General features: G+C 69.4%; 19 protein-coding genes and 1 tRNA gene. 18 read left to right on the forward strand and 2 right to left on the reverse strand.

Annotated elements, in window-relative coordinates:
• The first annotated feature begins 93 nt into the window (after nucleotides 1-93).
• Nucleotides 94-1,863 carry a glucan ABC transporter ATP-binding protein/ permease gene (locus tag EAT51_RS06810; protein WP_130518849.1) on the forward strand — a complete coding sequence of 590 codons (1,770 nt, stop codon included), beginning with the start codon at nucleotides 94-96 and terminating at the stop codon, nucleotides 1,861-1,863.
• Between the two features lie 10 nt (nucleotides 1,864-1,873).
• On the opposite strand, the gene EAT51_RS06815 is transcribed toward EAT51_RS06810, so the two are convergent.
• Complete coding sequence (locus tag EAT51_RS06815; RefSeq protein ID WP_130518847.1) at nucleotides 1,874-2,773, reverse strand: LysR family transcriptional regulator; 900 nt, start codon at nucleotides 2,771-2,773, stop codon at nucleotides 1,874-1,876.
• A gap of 95 nt (nucleotides 2,774-2,868) precedes the next feature.
• Between EAT51_RS06815 and trpB the strand changes: the two genes are divergently transcribed.
• The 6 genes from trpB to EAT51_RS06845 all read left to right on the forward strand — a co-directional run bounded on the left by trpB (nucleotide 2,869) and on the right by EAT51_RS06845 (nucleotide 8,708).
• Entirely contained in the window at nucleotides 2,869-4,086 is a 1,218-nt protein-coding gene (gene trpB / locus EAT51_RS06820) for a tryptophan synthase subunit beta (protein ID WP_130518845.1), read from the forward strand.
• A 48-nt stretch (nucleotides 4,087-4,134) separates the two neighbouring features.
• On the forward strand, nucleotides 4,135-4,509 hold the full coding sequence (locus tag EAT51_RS06825; protein WP_130518843.1) for a DUF3144 domain-containing protein: 375 nt from the start codon (nucleotides 4,135-4,137) through the stop codon (nucleotides 4,507-4,509).
• Nucleotides 4,506-5,318 carry a tryptophan synthase subunit alpha gene (gene trpA / locus EAT51_RS06830; RefSeq protein ID WP_130518841.1) on the forward strand — a complete coding sequence of 271 codons (813 nt, stop codon included), beginning with the start codon at nucleotides 4,506-4,508 and terminating at the stop codon, nucleotides 5,316-5,318. The genes EAT51_RS06825 and trpA overlap by 4 nt, the downstream gene beginning before the upstream one ends.
• 57 nt (nucleotides 5,319-5,375) lie before the next feature.
• Nucleotides 5,376-6,263, forward strand: a complete 888-nt coding sequence (gene accD / locus EAT51_RS06835; RefSeq protein ID WP_130518839.1) for an acetyl-CoA carboxylase, carboxyltransferase subunit beta — start codon at nucleotides 5,376-5,378, stop codon at nucleotides 6,261-6,263.
• Nucleotides 6,263-7,630, forward strand: coding sequence for a phosphoglucosamine mutase (glmM, locus tag EAT51_RS06840; RefSeq protein WP_130561441.1), 1,368 nt, complete (start codon nucleotides 6,263-6,265; stop codon nucleotides 7,628-7,630). Before accD ends, glmM begins: the two co-directional genes overlap by 1 nt.
• 124 nt (nucleotides 7,631-7,754) lie before the next feature.
• Complete coding sequence (locus tag EAT51_RS06845) at nucleotides 7,755-8,708, forward strand: isopenicillin N synthase family dioxygenase (protein ID WP_130518834.1); 954 nt, start codon at nucleotides 7,755-7,757, stop codon at nucleotides 8,706-8,708.
• A 449-nt stretch (nucleotides 8,709-9,157) separates the two neighbouring features.
• On the opposite strand, the gene EAT51_RS06850 is transcribed toward EAT51_RS06845, so the two are convergent.
• The gene (locus EAT51_RS06850; protein WP_130518832.1) at nucleotides 9,158-9,976 is read right to left on the reverse strand and encodes an SDR family NAD(P)-dependent oxidoreductase; all 819 of its coding nucleotides are present in this window, start codon (nucleotides 9,974-9,976) and stop codon (nucleotides 9,158-9,160) included.
• A 168-nt stretch (nucleotides 9,977-10,144) separates the two neighbouring features.
• On the opposite strand from EAT51_RS06850, the gene tpiA reads away from it, so the two are divergent.
• The 11 genes from tpiA to nuoH all read left to right on the forward strand — a co-directional run bounded on the left by tpiA (nucleotide 10,145) and on the right by nuoH (nucleotide 20,747).
• Nucleotides 10,145-10,897, forward strand: coding sequence for a triose-phosphate isomerase (gene tpiA / locus EAT51_RS06855; RefSeq protein ID WP_130518830.1), 753 nt, complete (start codon nucleotides 10,145-10,147; stop codon nucleotides 10,895-10,897).
• Between the two features lie 68 nt (nucleotides 10,898-10,965).
• Complete coding sequence (secG, locus tag EAT51_RS06860; RefSeq protein WP_130519306.1) at nucleotides 10,966-11,370, forward strand: preprotein translocase subunit SecG; 405 nt, start codon at nucleotides 10,966-10,968, stop codon at nucleotides 11,368-11,370.
• Between the two features lie 46 nt (nucleotides 11,371-11,416).
• Nucleotides 11,417-11,501: transfer RNA gene (locus EAT51_RS06865), tRNA-Leu, on the forward strand.
• A gap of 1,042 nt (nucleotides 11,502-12,543) precedes the next feature.
• Entirely contained in the window at nucleotides 12,544-12,900 is a 357-nt protein-coding gene (locus EAT51_RS06870; protein ID WP_130521787.1) for an NADH-quinone oxidoreductase subunit A, read from the forward strand.
• A complete protein-coding gene (locus EAT51_RS06875) occupies nucleotides 12,891-13,445 on the forward strand; it encodes a NuoB/complex I 20 kDa subunit family protein (protein ID WP_130521786.1) in 555 nt (184 codons plus the stop codon). The genes EAT51_RS06870 and EAT51_RS06875 overlap by 10 nt, the downstream gene beginning before the upstream one ends.
• Before the next feature lie 30 nt (nucleotides 13,446-13,475).
• On the forward strand, nucleotides 13,476-14,228 hold the full coding sequence (locus tag EAT51_RS06880) for an NADH-quinone oxidoreductase subunit C (protein ID WP_130521785.1): 753 nt from the start codon (nucleotides 13,476-13,478) through the stop codon (nucleotides 14,226-14,228).
• Nucleotides 14,225-15,550 carry an NADH-quinone oxidoreductase subunit D gene (locus EAT51_RS06885; RefSeq protein ID WP_130521784.1) on the forward strand — a complete coding sequence of 442 codons (1,326 nt, stop codon included), beginning with the start codon at nucleotides 14,225-14,227 and terminating at the stop codon, nucleotides 15,548-15,550. Before EAT51_RS06880 ends, EAT51_RS06885 begins: the two co-directional genes overlap by 4 nt.
• Nucleotides 15,547-16,074, forward strand: coding sequence for an NADH-quinone oxidoreductase subunit NuoE (gene nuoE / locus EAT51_RS06890; RefSeq protein ID WP_130521783.1), 528 nt, complete (start codon nucleotides 15,547-15,549; stop codon nucleotides 16,072-16,074). The genes EAT51_RS06885 and nuoE overlap by 4 nt, the downstream gene beginning before the upstream one ends.
• 4 nt (nucleotides 16,075-16,078) lie before the next feature.
• Complete coding sequence (gene nuoF / locus EAT51_RS06895) at nucleotides 16,079-17,416, forward strand: NADH-quinone oxidoreductase subunit NuoF (protein WP_130521782.1); 1,338 nt, start codon at nucleotides 16,079-16,081, stop codon at nucleotides 17,414-17,416.
• On the forward strand, nucleotides 17,413-19,659 hold the full coding sequence (gene nuoG / locus EAT51_RS06900; protein ID WP_130521781.1) for an NADH-quinone oxidoreductase subunit NuoG: 2,247 nt from the start codon (nucleotides 17,413-17,415) through the stop codon (nucleotides 19,657-19,659). The genes nuoF and nuoG overlap by 4 nt, the downstream gene beginning before the upstream one ends.
• Nucleotides 19,656-20,747 carry an NADH-quinone oxidoreductase subunit NuoH gene (nuoH, locus tag EAT51_RS06905; protein WP_130521780.1) on the forward strand — a complete coding sequence of 364 codons (1,092 nt, stop codon included), beginning with the start codon at nucleotides 19,656-19,658 and terminating at the stop codon, nucleotides 20,745-20,747. The genes nuoG and nuoH overlap by 4 nt, the downstream gene beginning before the upstream one ends.
• Nucleotide 20,748 lies beyond the last annotated feature (1 nt).

Consider the following 20,748-nt stretch of genomic DNA (forward strand, 5'->3'; position numbering starts at 1 on the left):
CGCGCGCCTTGAGCGCGCGATCGCGACAGCATTGATGGACCCTGCACGCGGGCCGCCCCTACACTGGCCGTGAGACCGACAGGAGAACTGCGCATGTCGTTGTGGCGTGTCTATCTGCGCGTGCTGCAGTTGCTCGCGCCCGAGAAGCGGCTCGCCGTGACCCTGGTCCTGGCCAATCTGGCCCTGTCCGGCGTGGCCTTCCTGGAGCCGGTGCTGTTCGGCAAGGTCATCGATGCGCTGGCCGCGCAGGGCAAGGGGCGCAGCGCCTGGCACTACATCGCCATGTGGGCCGGCGTAGGCTTCGGCGGCATCGCCGCCGGCGTGTTCGTCTCGCTGTTCGCCGACCGCCTGGCGCACCGTCGTCGGCTGGCGGTGATCGCCCAGTACTTCGAGCACGCCATCGCGCTGCCGCTGTCGTATCACGGCCAGCACCACACCGGCCGGCTGCTGCGCATCATGCATACCGGCAGCAACAACCTGTTCGGCCTGTGGCTGGGGTTCTTCCGCGACCACCTGACCACGCTGCTGTCGATCCTGCTGATGATCCCCTGGTCGCTCTACGTCAACTGGAAGCTCGGCCTGCTGATGGTCGGGCTGATGGTGACCTTCGCCACCTTCAACGCCATCGCCATGCGTCGCACGCATCGCGCGCAGGGCCAGATCGAGCAGCTGCACAGCGCCATCTCCGAACGCGCCGGCGACGTGCTGGGCAACGTGCCGGTGGTGCAGGTCTATACGCGCCTGCAGGCCGAGGTCGAGGCCATCCGTGAAATGTCCCGGCGCGCGCTGGACGCGCAGTACCCGGTGCTGCGCGGCTGGGCCTGGCTGTCGGTGGCCAACCGCGCGGCCTCCACGCTGACCATCGTGGCGATCTTCGCGCTCGGCGCACAGCTCAACGCCAAGGGCGAGGTCACCGTCGGCGGCATCGTCACCTTCGTCAACTTCGCGCTGCTGCAGATCGGGCGGCTGGAGGCCTTCGCCGGCTTCATCTCCAACCTGTTCTTCCAGACGCCGTCGCTGAGCGACTTCTTCGCCGTGCTCGATACCGATGCCACGGTCAAGGAGGATCCCAAGGCGCCGCCGCTGCCGGACAAGGTGCGCGGCGAGGTGCGCTTCGAGGACGTGTCCTTCGGCTACGACGCCTCGCACCCGGCGCTGCGCGCGCTGAACTTCACCGCCGCCGCCGGCAGCACCGTGGCCCTGGTCGGGCCGACCGGGGCGGGCAAGTCGACCGCGCTGAGCCTGCTCTATCGCGCCTACGACCCGGACCGTGGGCGCATCACCATCGACGGCATCGACATCCGCACGGTCAAGCTGACCTCGCTGCGCGAGCACATCGCCGTGGTGTTCCAGGACCCGGGCCTGCTGTACCGCTCGGTGGCCGACAACCTGCGCGTGGGCAAGCCGGACGCCAGCGCGCTGGAGATGGAGGAAGCCGCGCGCGCGGCCGAGGCGCACAACTTCGTGGTGGTCAAACCGGAGGGCTATTCGACTCTGGTCGCCGAGCGCGGCGTGTCGCTGTCCGGTGGCGAGCGCCAGCGCCTGTCCATCGCCCGGGCGATGCTGAAGAACGCGCCGATCCTGATCCTGGACGAGGCCACCAGCGCGCTGGACAACGCCACCGAGGCGCGCATCCAGCGCGCCCTCAACCGCCTCACGCGCGATCGCACCACCTTCGTCATCGCCCACCGCCTGAGCACGGTGCGCAATGCCGACCTGATCCTGGTGATGAAGGACGGGGAGATCGTCGAGCAGGGCCGCTTCGACGCGCTGGTCGCCCAGGGCGGCCTGTTCGCCCAGTTGGAGGCGGGCGGGCAGTTCGTGGCCGATGCCGAAGAGGAAGTGGTGGCGGTGGCCGAGTAACGCCGGCGGCTCAGGCCGGCTCGGCAGCGCCGAGTTCCGCGCGCAGCCAGCCCGCCAGCCGCGTCAGGCGCGGATCGCTGCGGCCGCCCGCCGAGCACAGCGCCCAGCGCCCGGGCGTGGGCGCGAACCCCCACGGCGCCAGCAGCCGGCCGCTGGCCAGGTCCGCGTCCACCAGCGGCCGCGGCGCGATCGCCACGCCCAGCCCCGAGGCGGCCGCCTCGAGCAGGTAGTACAGATGCGGAAAGCCTTCGCCGTACTGCAGCGCCTGCGGATCCAGCCCGTGCGCGGCGGCCCACTGCGGCCAGGCCTGCGGGCGCGAGGCGGTGTGCAGCAGGCGCTCGCCCAGCAGCGCCGTCGGCGGCTGGGCCTGCAGCGCCGGCAGGCCGGGATAGCGCGCGCCCACGACCGGCCCGATCGTCTCGCCGGCCAGTTCGGCCACCTGCCAGCCGGCCGGCCAGGGTGCCTGGCCGAGCAGCAGCAGGGCGTCGACCTCGCCCAGGGCGCGATCCGGCGATTCCTGCGCGGAGAAGTGCAGCGACACGCCGGGCAGCGCCTGCTGCATGCGTTCCAGCCGGGGAATCACCCAGCGCGCCAGGACGCTGGCCGAACAGCCCAGCACCAGCGTGTCGCCCGCCGGCCCGCGCCGCAGTTCGCGCCAGGCCTGGCCCAGCTGGGTGAAGGCCTGGCCGCAGGCGTCGCGCAGCCGGCGGCCGGCGGGGGTCAGCACCAGGCCGCGCCCGACGCGGTCGAACAGCGGCTGGCCCAGCGCGTCCTCCAGCGCCCGGATCTGCCGGCTGACCGCACCGTGGGTCACATGCAGCTCGTCGGCGGCGCGGCTGACGCTTTCCAGCCGGGCCGCGGCCTCGAAGGCGCGAAGCGCGCCCAGCGGGGGCAGGGCAGGGGAGGTCATGTGTGAGATTTCCTGACAGGTCGTGGCGATCTTATCGCTATTGCCGCCCGCCGCGCTGGGCTAGGATGGCGGCCTTCGTTCAATGCCGGTGCCCCATGTCCGCTCCCGCCATCCGTGACTTCCACGCCTATCCCGACGCCGCCGGACACTTCGGCCGCCACGGCGGGCGCTTCGTCGCCGAGACCCTGATCGGGCCGCTGCAGGAACTGGCCGCCGCCTACGACACGGCCCGCGCCGATCCGGCCTTCACCGATGCGTTCTACGACGACCTCAAGCACTACGTGGGCCGCCCCAGCCCGATCTACCACGCCCGGCGCCTGAGCCGCGAGGTGGGCGGCGCGCAGATCCTGCTCAAGCGCGAGGACCTCAACCACACCGGCGCGCACAAGATCAACAACGCCATCGGCCAGGCCCTGCTGGCCAGCCGCATGGGCAAGACCCGGATCATCGCCGAGACCGGCGCCGGCCAGCACGGCGTGGCCAGCGCCACCGTGGCCGCGCGCCTGGGGCTGGAATGCGTGGTCTACATGGGCTCCACCGACATCGAGCGGCAGAAGGCCAACGTCTATCGCATGCGCCTGCTCGGCGCCACCGTGGTGCCGGTCACCAGCGGCTCGGCCACGCTCAAGGACGCGCTCAACGAGGCCATGCGCGACTGGGTGACCAACGTGGCCGACACCTTCTACATCATCGGCACCGTGGCCGGCCCCGACCCGTATCCGCGCATGGTGCGCGACTTCAACGCCATCGTAGGCCGCGAGGCGCGCGCGCAGATGCTCGAGCAGTTCGGCCGCCTGCCCGATGCGATCACCGCCTGCGTCGGCGGCGGCAGCAACGCCATCGGCATCTTCCACGCCTTCCTCAACGATGCGAACGTGCGCCTCTACGGCGCCGAGCCGGCCGGCGATGGCCTGGAGACCGGCCGCCACGCGGCCTCCATCGCCGGCGGGCGGGTCGGCGTGCTGCACGGCAACCGCACCTACGTGCTGTGCGACGACGATGGCCAGATCATCGAGACCCACTCGATCTCCGCCGGCCTGGACTACCCGGGCGTGGGCCCGGAGCACGCCTTCCTGGCCGACTCGGGCCGCGCCACGTACCTGGGCATCACCGACGAGGAGGCGCTGGCGGCGTTCCACACCCTGGCGCGCACCGAGGGCATCCTGGCGGCGCTGGAATCCAGCCACGCCGTGGCTCAGGCGATCAAGCTGGCGCGCGATCTGCCCTCCGACCAACTGGTGCTGTGCAACCTCTCCGGCCGCGGCGACAAGGATGTGCACACCATCGCCGCGCGCGAGAACATCCAGATCTGACGGCGCCCGCGCCGCGCTTTCCCTCTACGCAATCGCTAAGGAATCCTCATGGCCGACGACACCCAGGCGCCGCCGAGCATCGACGCTCCGCTGGACCCGCAGTTCTTCGATGTGGTCAACAAGTTCGTGCAGCTGGCCAACCGCCAGGGCGGCATCCACGGCAGCAAGCGCACCAGCTTCGCCGCGCTCTACGGCGTGGCCCGCTACAACGCGCACGTCTACCTGACGGTGGAGCCGAGCCCGGCCGAGTCGCGCGAGGGCTTCCTGGACTACATGACCGGCCTGTACCGGCGCATGCTCAACGAGCATTTGGACATCCTCGGCGCCGAGCGCGGCGTGGACGTGGGCGCCTCCGAGCTGGCCGCCGCCTACGCCGCCGCCCAGCAGGCCGAGCAGGCCTCGCGCGACAGCCAGCCCGAATGAACCGCCTGGACACCGCGCTGGCCGCGCGCAAGGCCGAGGGGCGCAAGGCGCTGGTCCCGTTCATCACCGCCGGCGATCCCTCGCTGGAGGCGACCGTGCCGGTCATGCACGCGCTGGTCGCCGCCGGCGCCGACGTGATCGAGCTGGGCGTACCGTTTTCCGATCCGATGGCCGATGGTCCGACCATCCAGCGCAGCTCCGAGCGCGCGCTGGGTCGCGGGGCCGGCCTGCGCTTCGTGCTCGAGGTGGTGCGCGCGTTCCGCCAGACCGATGCGACCACGCCGGTGGTGCTGATGGGCTACCTCAACCCGGTCGAGATCCACGGCGCCGAGCGCTTCGCGCGCGAGGCTACCGAGGCCGGCGTGGACGGCGCGCTGCTGGTCGACCTGCCGCCGGAAGAGGCGGCCCAGACCCGCGCCACCTTCAATGCCTACGGCCTGCAGTTGATCGCCCTGGCGGCGCCGACCACCAGCCCCGAGCGCATGGCGCTGCTGTGCGAGCAAGGCCAGGGCTATCTGTACTACGTCAGCTTCGCCGGCGTGACCGGCGCCTCGGACCGGCTGGACACCCAGGCCGCCGGCGAGCGCCTGCGCACCCTGCGTGCGGCCGCCAGCGTGCCGGTGGTGGTGGGTTTCGGCATCAAGGACGCGGCCAGCGCGGCGGCCATGGCGCCGGCGGCCGACGGGGTCGTGGTCGGCAGCGCCCTGGTCGAGGCCATTGCTGCGGCGCAAAACCCGGCGCAGGCAGCTGAACTGGCCGGAACCTTCCTGCGGCCGCTGCGTGAGGCGCTGGATCAGGCGCTGGGCTAAACTGCCGCGCTTGATCCCGCGCCCCCGGGGCGCGCCGTACCAGGTTTCCAAACACGCATGAGCTGGCTGAGCAAACTGATGCCCTCGGGCATCCGCACCGACGCGGCGACCCGCAAACCCAAGCGCAGCGTCCCCGAGGGGCTCTGGGAGAAGTGCGACAACTGCGGCGCGGTGCTGTACCGGCCCGAGCTCGAGGAGAACCTCGAGGTCTGTCCCAAGTGCGGCCACCACATGGCCATCCGCGCCCGCGCGCGGTTGGCGGCGCTGTTCGACGCCGGCAGCACCACCGAGCTGGGCGCCGCGCTGGGCCCGACCGACGTGCTCAAGTTCCGCGACCAGAAGAAGTACTCCGACCGGATCAAGGCCGCGCAGAAGGCCACCGGCGAGCGCGACGCGCTGATCACCCTGCAGGGCCAGGTCAAGGGCCGCGCGCTGGTCGCCAGCGCCTTCGATTTCGCCTACATGGGCGGTTCGATGGGTTCGGTGGTGGGCGAGCGCTTCACCCTGGGCGCGGAGAAGGCGCTGGAGCTGGGCTGCCCGTTCGTGTGCTTCTCGGCCTCGGGCGGCGCGCGCATGCAGGAGAGCCTGTTCTCGCTGCTGCAGATGGCCAAGACTTCGGCCGCGCTGGGGCGCCTGCGCGCGGCCGGCCTGCCGTACATCTCGGTGCTGACCCATCCCACCACCGGCGGCGTGTCGGCCAGCTTCGCCATGCTGGGCGACATCAACATCGCCGAGCCCAAGGCGCTGATCGGCTTCGCCGGCCCGCGCGTGATCGAGCAGACCGTGCGTGAGACGCTGCCGGAGGGCTTCCAGCGCTCCGAGTTCCTGCTCGACCACGGCGCCATCGACCAGATCTGCGACCGCCGCGAACTGCGCGACCGCCTGGCCGATCTGTGCGCGCTGATGATGAAGCAGACCCGGCCGGTCGAACCCGAGGTCGCCTGATGGTCGCCAGCCGGAAGTACTTCGGCACCGACGGGATCCGCGGGCGCGTCGGCCAGGGACCGATCTCGGCCGACTTCATGCTGCGCCTGGGCAATGCCTATGGCCACGCCCTGGCCGCGCGCGTGCGCCGCCGCGCCGGCGCGGGCAAGCCGGTGGTGATCATCGGCAAGGACACGCGCATCTCCAACTACATGTTCGAGGCCGCGCTCGAGGCCGGGCTGGTCGCCGCCGGCGTGGACGTGCAGCTGATGGGGCCGATGCCCACGCCGGCCGTCTCGCACCTGACCCGTGCGCTGCGCGCCTCCGGCGGCATCGTCATCTCCGCCTCGCACAACCCGCATTACGACAACGGCATCAAGTTCTTCTCTGCCGAGGGCGAGAAGCTCGACGACGCCACCGAGCTTGCGATCGAGGCCGCGCTGGACCAGCCGTTCCGCACCGTGGCCTCCGAGGCCCTGGGCAAGGCCGTGCGCACCCGCGACGCGGTCGGCCGCTACGTGGAAAGCTGCAAGAACTCGGTCCCGCGCGAGTTCGACCTGACCGGCATGAAGATCGTGGTCGACTGCGCCAACGGTGCCACCTACCAGGTCGCGCCGATCGTGCTGCGCGAACTCGGCGCGCGCGTGGAGGTCATCGGCGATGCGCCCAACGGCCTGAACATCAACGACGGCGTCGGCTCGACCCATCCCGAGGGCCTGGCCCGGCGCGTGGTGCTGTCTGGCGCCGACTTGGGCATCGCCTTCGACGGCGACGGCGATCGCGTGCTGTTCGTCGATGGCCATGGCCGCGTGATCGACGGCGACGGCCTGCTGTACGTGCTGGCCACCGACTGGAAGCGGTCCGGGCGCCTGCATGGCGCGGTGGTCGGCACGCTGATGACCAACTACGGGCTGGAGCAGGCGCTGGGCGAGCAGGGCATCGCCTTCACCCGCGCCAAGGTCGGCGACCGCTACGTGCACCAGGCCCTGGTCGATGGCGGCGGCGTGCTCGGCGGCGAGGCCTCCGGCCACATCCTGTGCCTGGACCGGGCCAACACCGGCGACGGCATCGTCAGCGCGCTGCAGGTGCTGGAAGTCCTGCACCGCACCGGCCGCCGCCTGGACCAGGCCCTGGCCGGCCTGACCATGCTGCCGCAGCGCACCACCAACGTGCGCCTGGACGGCGTGGCCGCCAGGGCCGTGGTCGAGGCGCAGACCGTCCAGACCGCGCTCCAGCAGGCCCAGGCCGCCGTGGCCGGGCGCGGGCGCGCGTTCCTGCGGCCGTCCGGCACCGAGCCGGTGGTGCGCGTGACGGTGGAAGCCGACGACGATGTGCTGATGCAGGCCACGCTGGACACCCTGGCCGGGGCGGTGCGTGCCGCGGCATGAGAAAGTGCTGATCGCCCTGGGCGTGGCCGTCGTCAAGGCGCTCACGCTCTGGGCCCTGTACCTGCTGCTGCGTTAGGCCCCGAGGCGATAAACTGGAAGGCCACGTTCCCCTTCCGGTTTGCCCATGAGCAGCGCCATTCCCACCCTCGACATCGCCCGCTTCATCTCGCCCGTCAGCGCCGCCGACCGCGAGGCGTTCGTGGCCGAACTGGGCGCCGCGTATTGCGAGTGGGGCTTCGCCGGCATCCGCAACCACGGCATCCCACAGGCCGATATCGACGCGGCCTACGAGGTGTTCAAGAACTTCTTCGCGCTGCCGGACGAGGCCAAGCTGAAGTACCGCGTGCCCGGCATCGGTGGCGCGCGCGGCTACACCGCCTTCGGCGTGGAGACGGCGAAGGATTCCAAGCACTTCGACCTGAAGGAGTTCTGGCACGTCGGCCGCGAACTCCCCGCCGACTCCAAGTACGCCGGCGTCATGCCCGCCAACCTGTGGCCGGACGAGGTGCCCAACTTCCGCGAGCACGCCTACGGCCTGTACCGGCAGCTCGATGCGCTGGGCAGCCACGTGCTGGCCGCGCTGGCGCTGCACATCGGCCTGCCGGAGGACTACTTCGCCGACAAGACCGATGCGGGCAACTCGATCCTGCGCCCGATCCACTATCCGCCGATCACCAGCGACGACATCCCGAACGTGCGCGCCGGCGCGCACGAGGACATCAACCTGATCACGCTGCTGGTCGGCGCCAGCGCCGCCGGCCTGGAAGTGAAGTCGCGCGAGGGCCAGTGGGTGCCCTTCACCAGCGACGCGGACACCATCGTGGTCAACATCGGCGACATGCTGCAGCGCCTGACCAACCATGTGTATCCCTCGACCACGCACCGGGTCACCAACCCGCCGGGCGAGGAGGCGCGCAAGCCGCGCTATTCGGTGCCGTTCTTCCTGCACCCCAATCCGGACTTCCTGATCGACGTGCTGCCTTCGACGATCACCCAGGACAACCCCAAGCGCTATCCCCAGGCCATCACCGCCCAGGACTACCTGGACGAGCGCCTGCGCGAGATCAAGCTGAAGTAAGCCGCGTCGCCGACGCGCGCGGCTTCTGGGCGCGTCAGCCCTAACCGGTTGACGCTCAGTTGGGACAGCGCGTCACGCTTCTGTGGGAGCGACTCTCTCCCCGCCACGTCGCGGCCTTTTTGTAGAGCGGAGCTTGTGGCAGTCCCCTTTTGGGGACTCCGCTGCGTTTGGGCCGGATCATGGGGAAAGCCCCAGCGGAGCAAGCTCCGCTCTACAGGTGGAGGCCTTCGGACGCTAAGCGCGAGGCAGCGGGCCGGCGGGCGGTGGTCGCGACGAGCGAGGCAGGAAGCCGAGCGCCTCAAGGCAGGGCAGGATGCCGTGACCGAGGGAAAAGCGGATACCGCCCGCCGGACCGCCGCCCCTCCGAAGCCGGAGCGCTCCCGCTCGAGCGCCGGAACGCATGAGCCGCTGTGAGAAGCGCTTGGAGTGAGGCCGGGTGTGCGAAGGTCTCAAACCTGCGCACGCACCTTGCGCGAGCTGCGCGCCATCAGCGCCAGCAGCCAGGATTGCGGCAGGTGGCGCACCACGTGGTACAGCAGCCGCCAGCGCCAGCCCGGGATCACCAGCACCTGGCCGCGCTCCACCCCCGCGATGCCCTCGCGCACGACCTCCTCGGCGCTCAGCCAGATCCACTTGGGCAGGCGCGACATCTGCTCGCGCGTGCCCGTGACATCGTGGAACTCCGACCAGGTAAAGCCCGGGCATAGCGCACAGACCCGCACGCCGCGGTCGGCATATTCCAGCGACAGCGACTGACTCATCGCCACCAGCCAGGCCTTGGCCGGCGCATACAAGGTCTGCCCGTCGGCCCCGGGCACCAGCGCGGCGAACGAGGCCACATTGATGATCCGCCCCGAGCCACTGGCGGCGATCTGCGGTAACAAACGCCAGGTCAGCTCGCACAGCGCGGTCACCATCAACTGGATGAAACGCGCATGCACGCTCCAGTCGCGCGTGAGGTAGCGGCCCGGCACCCCGTAGCCCGCGTTGTTGACCAGCACCCGGACCCGCAGCCCGCGCCGCGCGATCTCCTCGGCGATCCGGGCCGGCGCGGCCGGATCCTCCAGGTCGGCGGCGATCACCTGCACGTCCACCTGCGTCCCCAATTCGGCGGCCAACGCCTGCAGCCGTTCCGCGCGGCGCGCGGTCAGGATCAGCGGCACGCCGCGCGCGGCGTACTGACGGGCGAATTCGGCCCCGATGCCGGCCGAAGCGCCCGTGATCAGTGCATAGCCGGGGTGTTGCGCAGGGGCGGCGGTCGAGGACATGGCGGGCGCGAGACGGGATGAGGGCGCCAGTGTGCATCCCCGGGCAGCGCCCGCGCACAGGCGCCGCAAGGGCAGGGCGGCCGCCCGCGGGTGTGTGGGGCGGCTTCGTCAGCGAGCCACCACGGACGAGGCGGTATGCTGCCCCGCCTGATGTTCATAGGAGTTGTCATGCGCCGCAGGATCGTCGCCGGAAACTGGAAGCTGCACGGCAGCCGCGATTTCGCCACGGCTCTGGTCGGAGACCTGGCAGAAGCCCTGCCCGTGCCGGGTGTCGAAGTGGTGGTGCTGCCGCCGCTGCCTTACCTGGGCGATCTGATCGAGGACTTCGAGGGCCGGCCCATCGCCTTCGGCGCGCAGGACGTCAGCGCCAACGAGAAGGGCGCCTACACCGGCGAAGTCTCCGCCGCGATGCTGGTCGACGTCGGCGCCACCTACGGCCTGGTCGGGCATTCCGAGCGCCGCCAGTACCACCACGAGAGCAGCCAGCTGGTCGCGCGCAAGTTCATGGCCGCGCGCAATGCCGGCCTGGTGCCGGTGCTGTGCGTGGGCGAGACCCTGGAGCAGCGCGAGGCCGGCCAGACCGAGCAGGTCATCGCCGCCCAGCTCGAGCCCGTGCTGGCGCTGGCCGGCAGCGCCGGCTTCGACGGTGCGGTGGTGGCCTACGAGCCGGTCTGGGCGATCGGCACCGGCCGCACCGCGACCCCGCAGCAGGCCCAGGACGTCCACGCCTTCATCCGTGGCGTGGTGGCGCGCGTGGATGCTAGAATCGCCGATTCGTTGCCCCTGCTGTACGGCGGCAGCGTCAAGCCCGACAACGCCGCCGAGCTGTTCGCCCAGCCCGATGTCGACGGCGGGCTGGTCGGAGGCGCCTCGCTGGTGGCCGCCGACTTCCTGGCCATCGCCCGCGCGGCGGCCGGGTAGACACAGACTTCATGGCGCCGTCGCTGCCAAGCGGCGGGGTCTTTCAACGAGAAACACGATCCATGTCGATGTTGATGCTGATCCTCAATGTGGTCTACGTGCTGGTGGCGGTGGCCATCATCGGCCTGGTGCTGATGCAGCGCGGGACCGGCGCCCAGGCCGGGTCCGGCTTCGGTGCGGGCGCTTCGGGCACCGTGTTCGGTGCGCGCGGCGCGTCCAACTTCCTGTCCAAGAGCACCAAGTGGCTGGCCGTGGCGTTCTTCGCCATCAGCCTGTTCATGGCCTGGAGCGCCTCGCGCACCGCGCACACCGGCAGCGCGCAGCAGGATCTGGGCATCATGTCGCAGCAGCCGGTCGCCCCGGCGCCGGCCGACACGGTCGCGCCCGCCGCTTCCGCGCCGGCTGCCCAGCCCGCGCCTTCGGCCCCGGCGCAGCCCGAGGCCACCAAGCCGGCTCCCACTCCGGCCCAGTGACACGTACAATGCCGGCCCGCGTGATGCGAGCCGGCAGGCAAGCTTTGCCCAGGTGGCGGAATTGGTAGACGCACTACCTTGAGGTGGTAGCGGCGAAAGTCGTAGGGGTTCGAGTCCCCTCTTGGGCACCACACAACGCGGTAAACGAAAAGGGCCTTGTCGGGCCCTTTTTCGTTGGTTGCCTTGCGATCAAGAACGGCGTTGCTTTCGCGCTCTGGCTTCGACAGGGGCAGCAGTCCGGCGGGCAGTGGCCGCTTTTCCCTCGGTCGGGGCATCCTGCCCTGGTTCGGGCGCTCGGCATCCTGCCTTGCTAGGCGCGGCCACCGCCCGCCGGCCGCTGCTTCGCGCGTCAGGTCACAGGGCTTCGGTTTGCGAGGGTGCTCGAACCCCTGCCTCGCGCGCATCGCGATCAGTGGCAGGAAACTATCGACTTGAGGCCCCCTCCCTTTCGCCATAGGCGAAGGGGAGGGCTGGGGAGGGGTCGAGGCTTTACCGGGCAAGCCATCGAAGCACAGCAACAGTAGAAGCACCCCACCCCAGCCCTCCCCTGCGCTGCGCGCAAGGGAGGGGGCAGGGCGCTTGCTCGATGCCTTCGAGTTGGAAGACGTCCTGAGCTATTCGCCGCGGAGCCTCGACCCGGCAGGGGGCGCGGAGAGCGGGCCAGGGGTGGCCTGCGGTGGCGAGTTCGCCGTAGATGGCGGACCGAGCCGAGGAGTCGCGCCCGGCGGGGTCGAGGCTGGGCGGCGAAGTGCGCTTTTCGCCGTCGAAGCGCGCCATGAGCCGCTTCGCGTCCCCGTGCTCTGATGAAGAGCCCTTCCGTCGCCGTCGCCGCGGGAGCCCCGGCCAGGCGCTGCGGGCCTGTCGCGGCGCCGGCAAGGATGGCGAATTCGCGGCACGATCCAAAACCGCGAAATCGTTTACTCGGCAGTTCAGTGACCGCTACAATTGTCAGGTTCGCAGCAGTGTCCGGTACGAGAAGCGGAAGGACACGCGGCGAAGCGCCCGGCCATGCCGGGCCGGATCGGGATGGCAGGGCACTGCCGAGGTCCCGCGCCCGGCCCGTCAACACGGTGGATCCGCAAGGCTGGACCCGTCAGCGACCTCTGCACGCTTCTGCCGCACTGCGGCAGTAGACTGTGCCCCGGTCGCGGGAATTAAAAGAGAGAACTGCGAGTGCTGGCCAATTACCTGCCGAACCTGCTTTTCCTGATCGTCGCCACCGGCATCGGCATCGCGCTGATGATCATCGGTCGCCTCATCGGCCCGCGTCGCCCCGACGCCGAGAAACTCTCCCCCTACGAATGCGGCTTCGAGGCATTCGAGGACGCGCGCATGAAGTTCGATGTGCGCTACTACCTGATCGCCATCCAGTTCATCGTCTTCGACCTGGAAATCATCTTCATCGTGCCGTGGACCCAGGTGTTCATGGACATCGGTGCGCGCTCCCTGGTCACCATGGGCCTGTTCGTGGGCATGCTGTTCCTGGGCTTCATTTACGTCTGGAAGAAGGGAGCGCTCGAATGGGAGTGATCCAAACCATCGACAAGCTGATGACCAACCCGATCCCGGAAGGGCGGGTGGACGACATCCTGCGGCCGGAAGGCGACAACCCGCTGCTGGAAAAAGGCTATGTCACCACCAGCGTCGATGCGCTGATGAACTGGGCCCGCACCGGCTCGATGTGGCCGATGACCTTCGGCCTGGCCTGCTGCGCGGTGGAGATGATGCACGCCGGCGCCGCGCGCCTGGACCTGGACCGCTACGGGGTCGTGTTCCGCCCCAGCCCGCGCCAGTCCGACGTGATGATCGTGGCCGGCACCCTGGTCAACAAGATGGCCCCGGCGCTGCGCAAGGTCTACGACCAGATGCCGGACCCGAAGTGGGTCATCTCGATGGGCAGCTGCGCCAACGGCGGCGGCTACTACCACTATTCCTACTCGGTGGTGCGCGGCTGCGATCGCATCGTGCCGGTCGACGTCTATGTGCCGGGCTGCCCGCCCACGGCCGAGGCGCTGGTCTACGGCATCCTGCAGCTGCAGAAGAAGATCTGGCGCACCCAGACCATCGCCCGCTGATCCACTCCTTTCAGAGCACGCAAAGCCCCCATGGCAGAGCAAGCCCTTTATACCGACACGCTACGCGCCCGTTTCCCGGACGCGGCCGTGACCGTTTCGCCCTCGGGCGAGACCACCATCGAGGTTCCGCACGCGCTGTGGCACGAGCTGTGCCTGGCGCTGCGCGACGACTTCGGCTTCGAGCAGCTCACCGACCTGTGCGGCGTGGACTACCTCGGCTACGGCAGCGATGAGTGGGATACCTCGGACGTCTCCTCGCAGGGCTTCTCGCGCGGCGTGGAAGGCAAGGCCGTCGGCCGCTTCGCCTGGGGCGAGTTCCCCACCCGCGAGAACGGCAACGCCGGCGGCATCGGTGAGGTGCCGGTGCCGACCAACCGCTTCGCCGCGGTGGCGCACCTGATCTCCTACCAGCACAACCGCCGCGTGCGCCTGCGCTGCTTCGCGCCCAACGACGACGTGCCGGTGGTGGCCTCGGTCACCGACATCTGGCCGGGCGCCAACTGGTTCGAGCGCGAGGCCTTCGACCTGTTCGGCATCGTTTTCTCCGGCCATCCGGACCTGCGCCGCATCCTCACCGACTACGGCTTCGTGGGCCATCCGTTCCGCAAGGATTTCCCGCTGATCGGCAATGTCGAGGTGCGCTACGACGAAGAGCGCAAGCGCGTGGTCTACGAGCCGGTGACCTCGGTCGAGCCGCGCGTGGGCGTGCCGCGCGTGATCCGTGAGGACGCGCGCTACCAGACCGCCGCCGGCGAAGCCGCGGCGCGGGAGTCGAAGTCATGAGCGCACAGATCCAGCCATCGCACGTCAACCAGGCCCATGCGCCTTTCGCGAGCAATCCCGCCGAGGCCCGGCAGGAGATCCGCAACTACACGATGAACTTCGGCCCGCAGCACCCTGCGGCCCACGGCGTGCTGCGCCTGATCCTGGAAATGGACGGCGAGACGGTGGTGCGTGCCGATCCGCATATCGGCCTGCTGCACCGGGGCACCGAGAAGCTGGCCGAGTCCAAGCCGTTCAACCAGTCGATCGGCTACATGGATCGCCTGGACTACGTGTCGATGATGTGCAACGAGCACGCCTACGTGCGCGCCATCGAGACCCTGATGGGCATCGAGGCGCCGGTGCGTGCGCAGTACATCCGCACGATGTTCGACGAGATCACGCGCGTCCTGAACCACCTGATGTGGGTGGGTTCCAACGCGCTGGACCTCGGCGCGATGGCGGTGATGCTGTACGCCTTCCGCGAGCGCGAGGAGCTGATGGACTGCTACGAGGCGGTCTCCGGCGCGCGCATGCACGCGACCTACTACCGTCCGGGCGGCGTCTACCGCGACCTGCCGGGGCAGATGCCCAAGTACAAGGAGTCGCCCTGGCACAAGGGCCAGGCGCTCAAGCACCTCAACGCCGCGCGCGAGGGTTCGCTGCTGGACTTCCTGGAGGAGTTCACCAAGACCTTCCCCTCGCGCGTGGACGAATACGAGACCCTGCTGACCGACAACCGCATCTGGAAGCAGCGCACCGTCGGCATCGGCGTGATCTCGCCCGAGCAGGCGCGCGCCTGGGGCATGACCGGCGTGATGCTGCGCGGCTCGGGCATCGAGTGGGACCTGCGCAAGAAGCAGCCCTACGCCAAGTACGACGCGGTGGATTTCGATATCCCGATCGGCCTCAACGGCGACTGCTACGACCGTTACCTGGTGCGCATCGCCGAGATGCGCGAGTCCAACCGCATCATCGCCCAGTGCGTGAAGTGGCTGAAGGCCAACCCGGGCCCGGTGATGATCGAGAACTTCAAGGTCGCGCCGCCCAGCCGCGAGTCCATGAAGGACGACATGGAAGCGCTGATCCACCACTTCAAGCTGTTCTCCGAAGGCTATTGCGTGCCCGCCGGCGAGACCTACAGCGCGGTGGAAGCGCCCAAGGGCGAATTCGGCTGCTACCTGGTCTCCGACGGCGCCAACAAGCCCTTCCGCGTGCACCTGCGCGCGCCGGGCTTCGTGCACCTTTCTTCGATGGACGCGATCGTGGTCGGGCACATGCTGCCCGACGTGGTGGCGATGATCGGTACCTATGATCTTGTCTTTGGTGAGGTGGACCGATGAGGGCCACGGGTAATTTCGAGAACGCGCGCCACGTCGACCCGATGGTCGTGCTGAGCGACGCCACGCGCGCCCATATCGACCACTGGTTGACCAAGTTCCCGCCGGATCGCAAGCGCTCGGCCGTGCTGCAGGGCCTGCACGCCGCGCAGGAGCAGAACGGCGGCTGGCTGACCGACGAGCTGATCGCCGGCGTGGCCAAGTACCTGGAGCTGCCGCCGGTGTGGGCCTACGAGGTCGCCAGCTTCTATTCGATGTTCGAGCTGGAGAAGGTCGGCCGCCACAACGTCGCCTTCTGCACCAACATCAGCTGCTGGCTCAACGGGGGCGAGGAACTGGCGCAGTACGCCGAGAAGAAGCTCGGCTGCAAGCGTGGCCAGTCCACCGCCGACGGCCGCATCTTCCTCAAGCGCGAGGAGGAGTGCCTGGCCGCATGTTCGGCCGCGCCGATGATGGTGATCAACGGCCACTACCACGAGCACCTCACGCCCGAAAAGGTCGATGAGCTGCTGGACGGCCTGGAGTAAGCGCATGGCACATTCCCACCCAGCTTCCACTGGCCCGGTCGGTCCCGCCCCGCAGCCGCATCAGGTGTGCCTGACCACGCTGCACTACGACACCCCGTGGTCGTACGAGAACTACCTCAAGACCGGCGGCTACGCCGCGCTGCGCAAGATCCTCGAAGAGAAGATCAGCCCGGCCGACGTGGTCGAGATGGTCAAGGCCTCCAACCTGCGCGGCCGCGGCGGCGCCGGCTTCCCGACCGGCCTGAAGTGGTCCTTCATGCCCAAGGGCGACATGCAGAAGTACATCCTCTGCAACTCGGACGAGTCCGAGCCGGGCACCTGCAAGGATCGCGACATCCTGCGTTACAACCCGCACTCGGTGGTGGAGGGCATGGCCATCGCCTGCTACGCCACCGGTTCGACCGTGGGCTACAACTATCTGCGCGGCGAGTTCCACCACGAGCCCTTCGAGCATTTCGAGCAGGCCCTGGCCGATGCCTACAAGCACGGCTGGCTGGGCAAGAACGTGCTCGGCTCGGGCGTGGACATCGACATCTACGCCGCGCTGGGCGCCGGCGCCTACATCTGCGGTGAGGAAACCGCGCTGATGGAGTCGCTGGAAGGCAAGAAGGGCCAGCCGCGCTACAAGCCGCCGTTCCCGGCCAACTTCGGCCTGTACGGCAAGCCCTCGACGATCAACAACACCGAGACCTACGCCTCGGTGCCGGCGATCATCCGCAACGGTCCGGAATGGTTCCTGGGCCTGTCCAAGACCAAGAACGGCGGTCCGAAGATCTTCTCGGTGTCCGGCTGCGTGGCCAAGGGCGGCAACTTCGAGGTGCCGCTGGGCACCACGTTCGATGAGCTGCTGGAAATGGCCGGCGGTCTCAAGCCGGGCCGCAAGCTCAAGGCCGCCGTCCCCGGCGGCGTGTCGATGCCGGTGCTCAAGGCCGACCAGCTCAAGGGCCTGCAGATGGACTACGACACGCTGCGCGCGCTGGGCACCGGCCTGGGCTCGGGCGCCATCGTGGTGCTGGACGACAGCGTCTGCTGCGTGCGCTTCGCCTGCCGCATCAGCCAGTTCTTCCACAAGGAATCCTGCGGCCAGTGCACGCCGTGCCGCGAAGGCACCGGCTGGATGCACCGGGTGCTGGAGCGCATCGTCGCCGGCAAGGGCACGATGGAAGACCTGCACCAGCTCAAGGCCGTGGCCGGCCAGATCGAAGGCCACACCATCTGCGCGTTCGGCGAGGCGGCTGCGTGGCCCATCCAGGGCTTCCTGCGCCAGTTCTGGGACGAGTTCGAGTACTACATCGTCAACGGTCGCTCGATCGTCGACGTCCAGCTGGAGGCCGCCGCATGAGCGCCCAACCGGTCGATCCCAACGTCCCGCCCGATCACGTCACCATCGAGATCGATGGCCGCGTCCTGTACGCGCCCAAGGGCTCGATGATCATCCAGGCCGCCGACAAGGCCGGCATCCCGATCCCGCGCTTCTGCTATCACGACAAGCTGTCCATCGCGGCCAACTGCCGCATGTGCCTGGTCGATACCGAAGTCGGCGGCCGCCCCGCGCCCAAGCCTTCGCCGGCCTGCGCCACGCCGGTCGGCGACGGGCTCAAGGTGTTCACGCGCAACGAGAAGGCGCTCAAGTACCAGCGCAGCGTGATGGAGTTCCTGCTGATCAACCATCCGCTGGACTGCCCGATCTGCGATCAGGGCGGCGAGTGCGAACTGCAGGACGTCTCGCTGGGCTATGGCCGCTCGGTCAGCCGCTTCAACGAGCGCAAGCGCGTGGTGCCCGACGAGGACATCGGTCCGCTGGTCGCCACCGAGATGACCCGCTGCATCCAGTGCACGCGCTGCGTGCGCTTCACCGCGGAAGTGGCCGGCACCTACGAGCTGGGCGGCATGTACCGCGGCGAGAACCTGCAGATCGGCACCTATGACGGCAAGCCGCTGACCACCGAGCTGTCGGGCAACGTGGTCGACGTGTGCCCGGTCGGCGCGCTGACCAACAAGGTGTTCCAGTTCCGCGCCCGTCCATGGGAGCTGCAGGCGCGCGAGTCGCTGGGCTTCCACGACGCGATGGGCTCCAACCTGTACGTGCACGTGCGTCGCGGCGAAGTGCTGCGCACCGTGCCGCGCGACAACGAGGCGGTCAACGAGTGCTGGCTGTCCGACCGCGACCGCTACTCACACCAGGGCCTGTACGCCGCCGACCGCGCGGTCAAGCCGCTGCAGAAGGTCGATGGTGAGTGGAAGGAAGTGAGCTGGGCCGAGGGCCTGGCCGCCGCCGCCGAGATCCTCAAGGCCCACGCCGGCGATGAGCTCGGCGTGCTGGTCCACCCGGCCACCTCGAACGAGGAGGGCGGCCTGGTGGCGCGCCTGGCCGCGGGCCTGGGCAGTGGCAACCTCGACCATCGCATCTTGGCCAACGACCTGTCCGACGCCGCCGTTGCGCAGCCGTTCGGGCTGCCGCTGGCGCAGATCGAGAAGGCCGGGGCGATCGTGGTGTTCGGCAGCAACGTGCGCCACGAACTGCCGCTGCTGCACCAGCGCATCCGCAAGGCGGTGCGCAACGGCGCCAAGGTGCACCTGGTCAATCCGGTGGACTTCGACTTCACCTTCAGCGCGGCCAGCAAGACCATCGTGCCGCCGTCGCAGCTGGCCGATGCGCTGGGCGCTTCGGCGCTGCGCGAGGCGGTGCAGGGCGCCAGCTCGGCGGTGGTGATCGTCGGTGCGCTGGCCGAGAACCATCCGCAGGCCGCCGCGCTGCGCAAGGCCGCCGCCGACTTCGCCGCGGCGACCGGCGCGGCGCTGTGCCGCATCCCGCAGGGCGCCAACGCCGTGGGCCTGGCCCGCGCCGGCGTGCTGCCGAGCACGCGCGACGCGGCCGACATGGTCGCCCAGCCGCGCGCCGCCTATGTGATCTACGGCATCGAGCCGGGCCTGGACTTCGCCCATGGCTTCGCCACGCAGAAGGCGCTGACCGCGGCCAAGGTCGTGGCGTTCAGCCACTTCGCCTGCGCCTCCACCCGGCGCATGGCCGATGTGATCCTCCCCATCGGCGCGCTGCCGGAAATCGAGGCGACGCTGACCAATCTCGATGGCGTCGAGCAGCGCACCCAGGCCGGCGGCAAGCTGCCGGGCGAGGCGCGCGAGGGCTGGAAGGTGCTGCGCGCCCTGGGCGGCGTGCTGGGTCTGCCGGGCTTCGACTTCACCGATCTGGCCGGCGCGCGCGCCAGCCTGGCCAACCCGGCCGCGGTGACGCCCAAGGCCTCGGCCGCGCCGTCGCTGGCCGGCGAGGGGCTGGAAGTGGTCGCCACCTGCGGCATCTACCGCGCCGATGGCTTCGTGCGCCGCGCGCAAGCGCTGCAGGCCCATCCGCTCAACACCGCGCCCGGCATCAGCCTGCATCCGCAGGACGCGCAGGCGCTGGGTCTGGGCGAAGGGCAGGTGGCCAAGGTGCAGGCCGCCGATGGAACGGCCACCTTGCCGGTGGCGATCAATGACCGTGTCGCGCCGGGGTCGGCGTGGATCGAGTCGGGCCACGGCGCCACCGCGCCGATCGGCGCCGGCCGGGTGAAGGTGGTGGCTGCATGAACGAGCTGTTGATCAATGGCGTCAGCCCCCTGCGCGACTGGCTGCTCAGCCTGGGCGCGGGCGGCCTGATCGTGTGGATCGTGCTGAAGATCCTGGTGATCACCATGCCGGTGATCATCACGGTGGCCTTCTACGTGGTCTGGGAGCGCAAGCTGATCGGCTGGATGCACGTGCGCCACGGGCCGATGTACGTGGGCATGGGCATCCTCCAGGCCTTCGCCGACGTGTTCAAGCTGCTGTTCAAGGAGATCATCCAGCCGGCCAGCGCGCAGAAGACGATCTACGTCCTGGCGCCGCTGATCACGCTGGCGCCGGCCTTCGCGGCCTGGGCGGTGATCCCCTTCGACGCGCAGCTGGTGCTGTCCAACGCCAACGCCGGCCTGCTGTACCTGCTGGCGATGACCTCGCTAGGTGTGTACGGCATCATCCTGGCCGGCTGGGCGTCCAACTCCAAGTACGCCTTCCTGGGCGCGCTGCGTTCGGCCGCGCAGGTGGTCAGCTACGAGATCGCGATGGGCTTCGCCCTGGTCGGCGTGATGATCGCCGCCGGCAGTCTCAACCTGTCCAGCATCGTCGAGGCCCAGCGCGGTAACGCCGGCTTGTTCGAGTGGTACTGGCTGCCGCTGTTCCCGCTGTTCATCGTGTACTGGGTGTCCGGCGTGGCCGAGACCAACCGCGCGCCGTTCGACGTGGTGGAAGGCGAATCGGAAATCGTCGCCGGCCACATGGTGGAGTACTCCGGCTCGGCGTTCGCGCTGTTCTTCCTGGCCGAATACGCCAACATGATCCTGGTCAGCTTCCTGGTCTCGATCTTCTTCATGGGCGGCTGGCTGAGCCCGATCCAGGGCTGGGTCACCGCTGATGTCTCGCCGTGGATCGACTGGGTCTGGAAGGGCGGCTGGCCGTGGCTGTTCGCCAAGGTCGTGTTCTTCATGAGCGCCTACATCTGGTTCCGCGCCAGCTTCCCGCGCTACCGCTATGACCAGATCATGCGGCTGGGCTGGAAGATCTTCATTCCCCTGACCATCGTGTGGATCGCCGTGACCGCGCTGATGGTGTTCTACGGCGTCATCCAGCGAGGCGCCTGAC

The sequence above is a fragment of the Pseudoxanthomonas winnipegensis genome, from assembly GCF_004283755.1.
Taxonomy (GTDB): Bacteria; Pseudomonadota; Gammaproteobacteria; order Xanthomonadales; family Xanthomonadaceae; genus Pseudoxanthomonas_A; species Pseudoxanthomonas_A winnipegensis.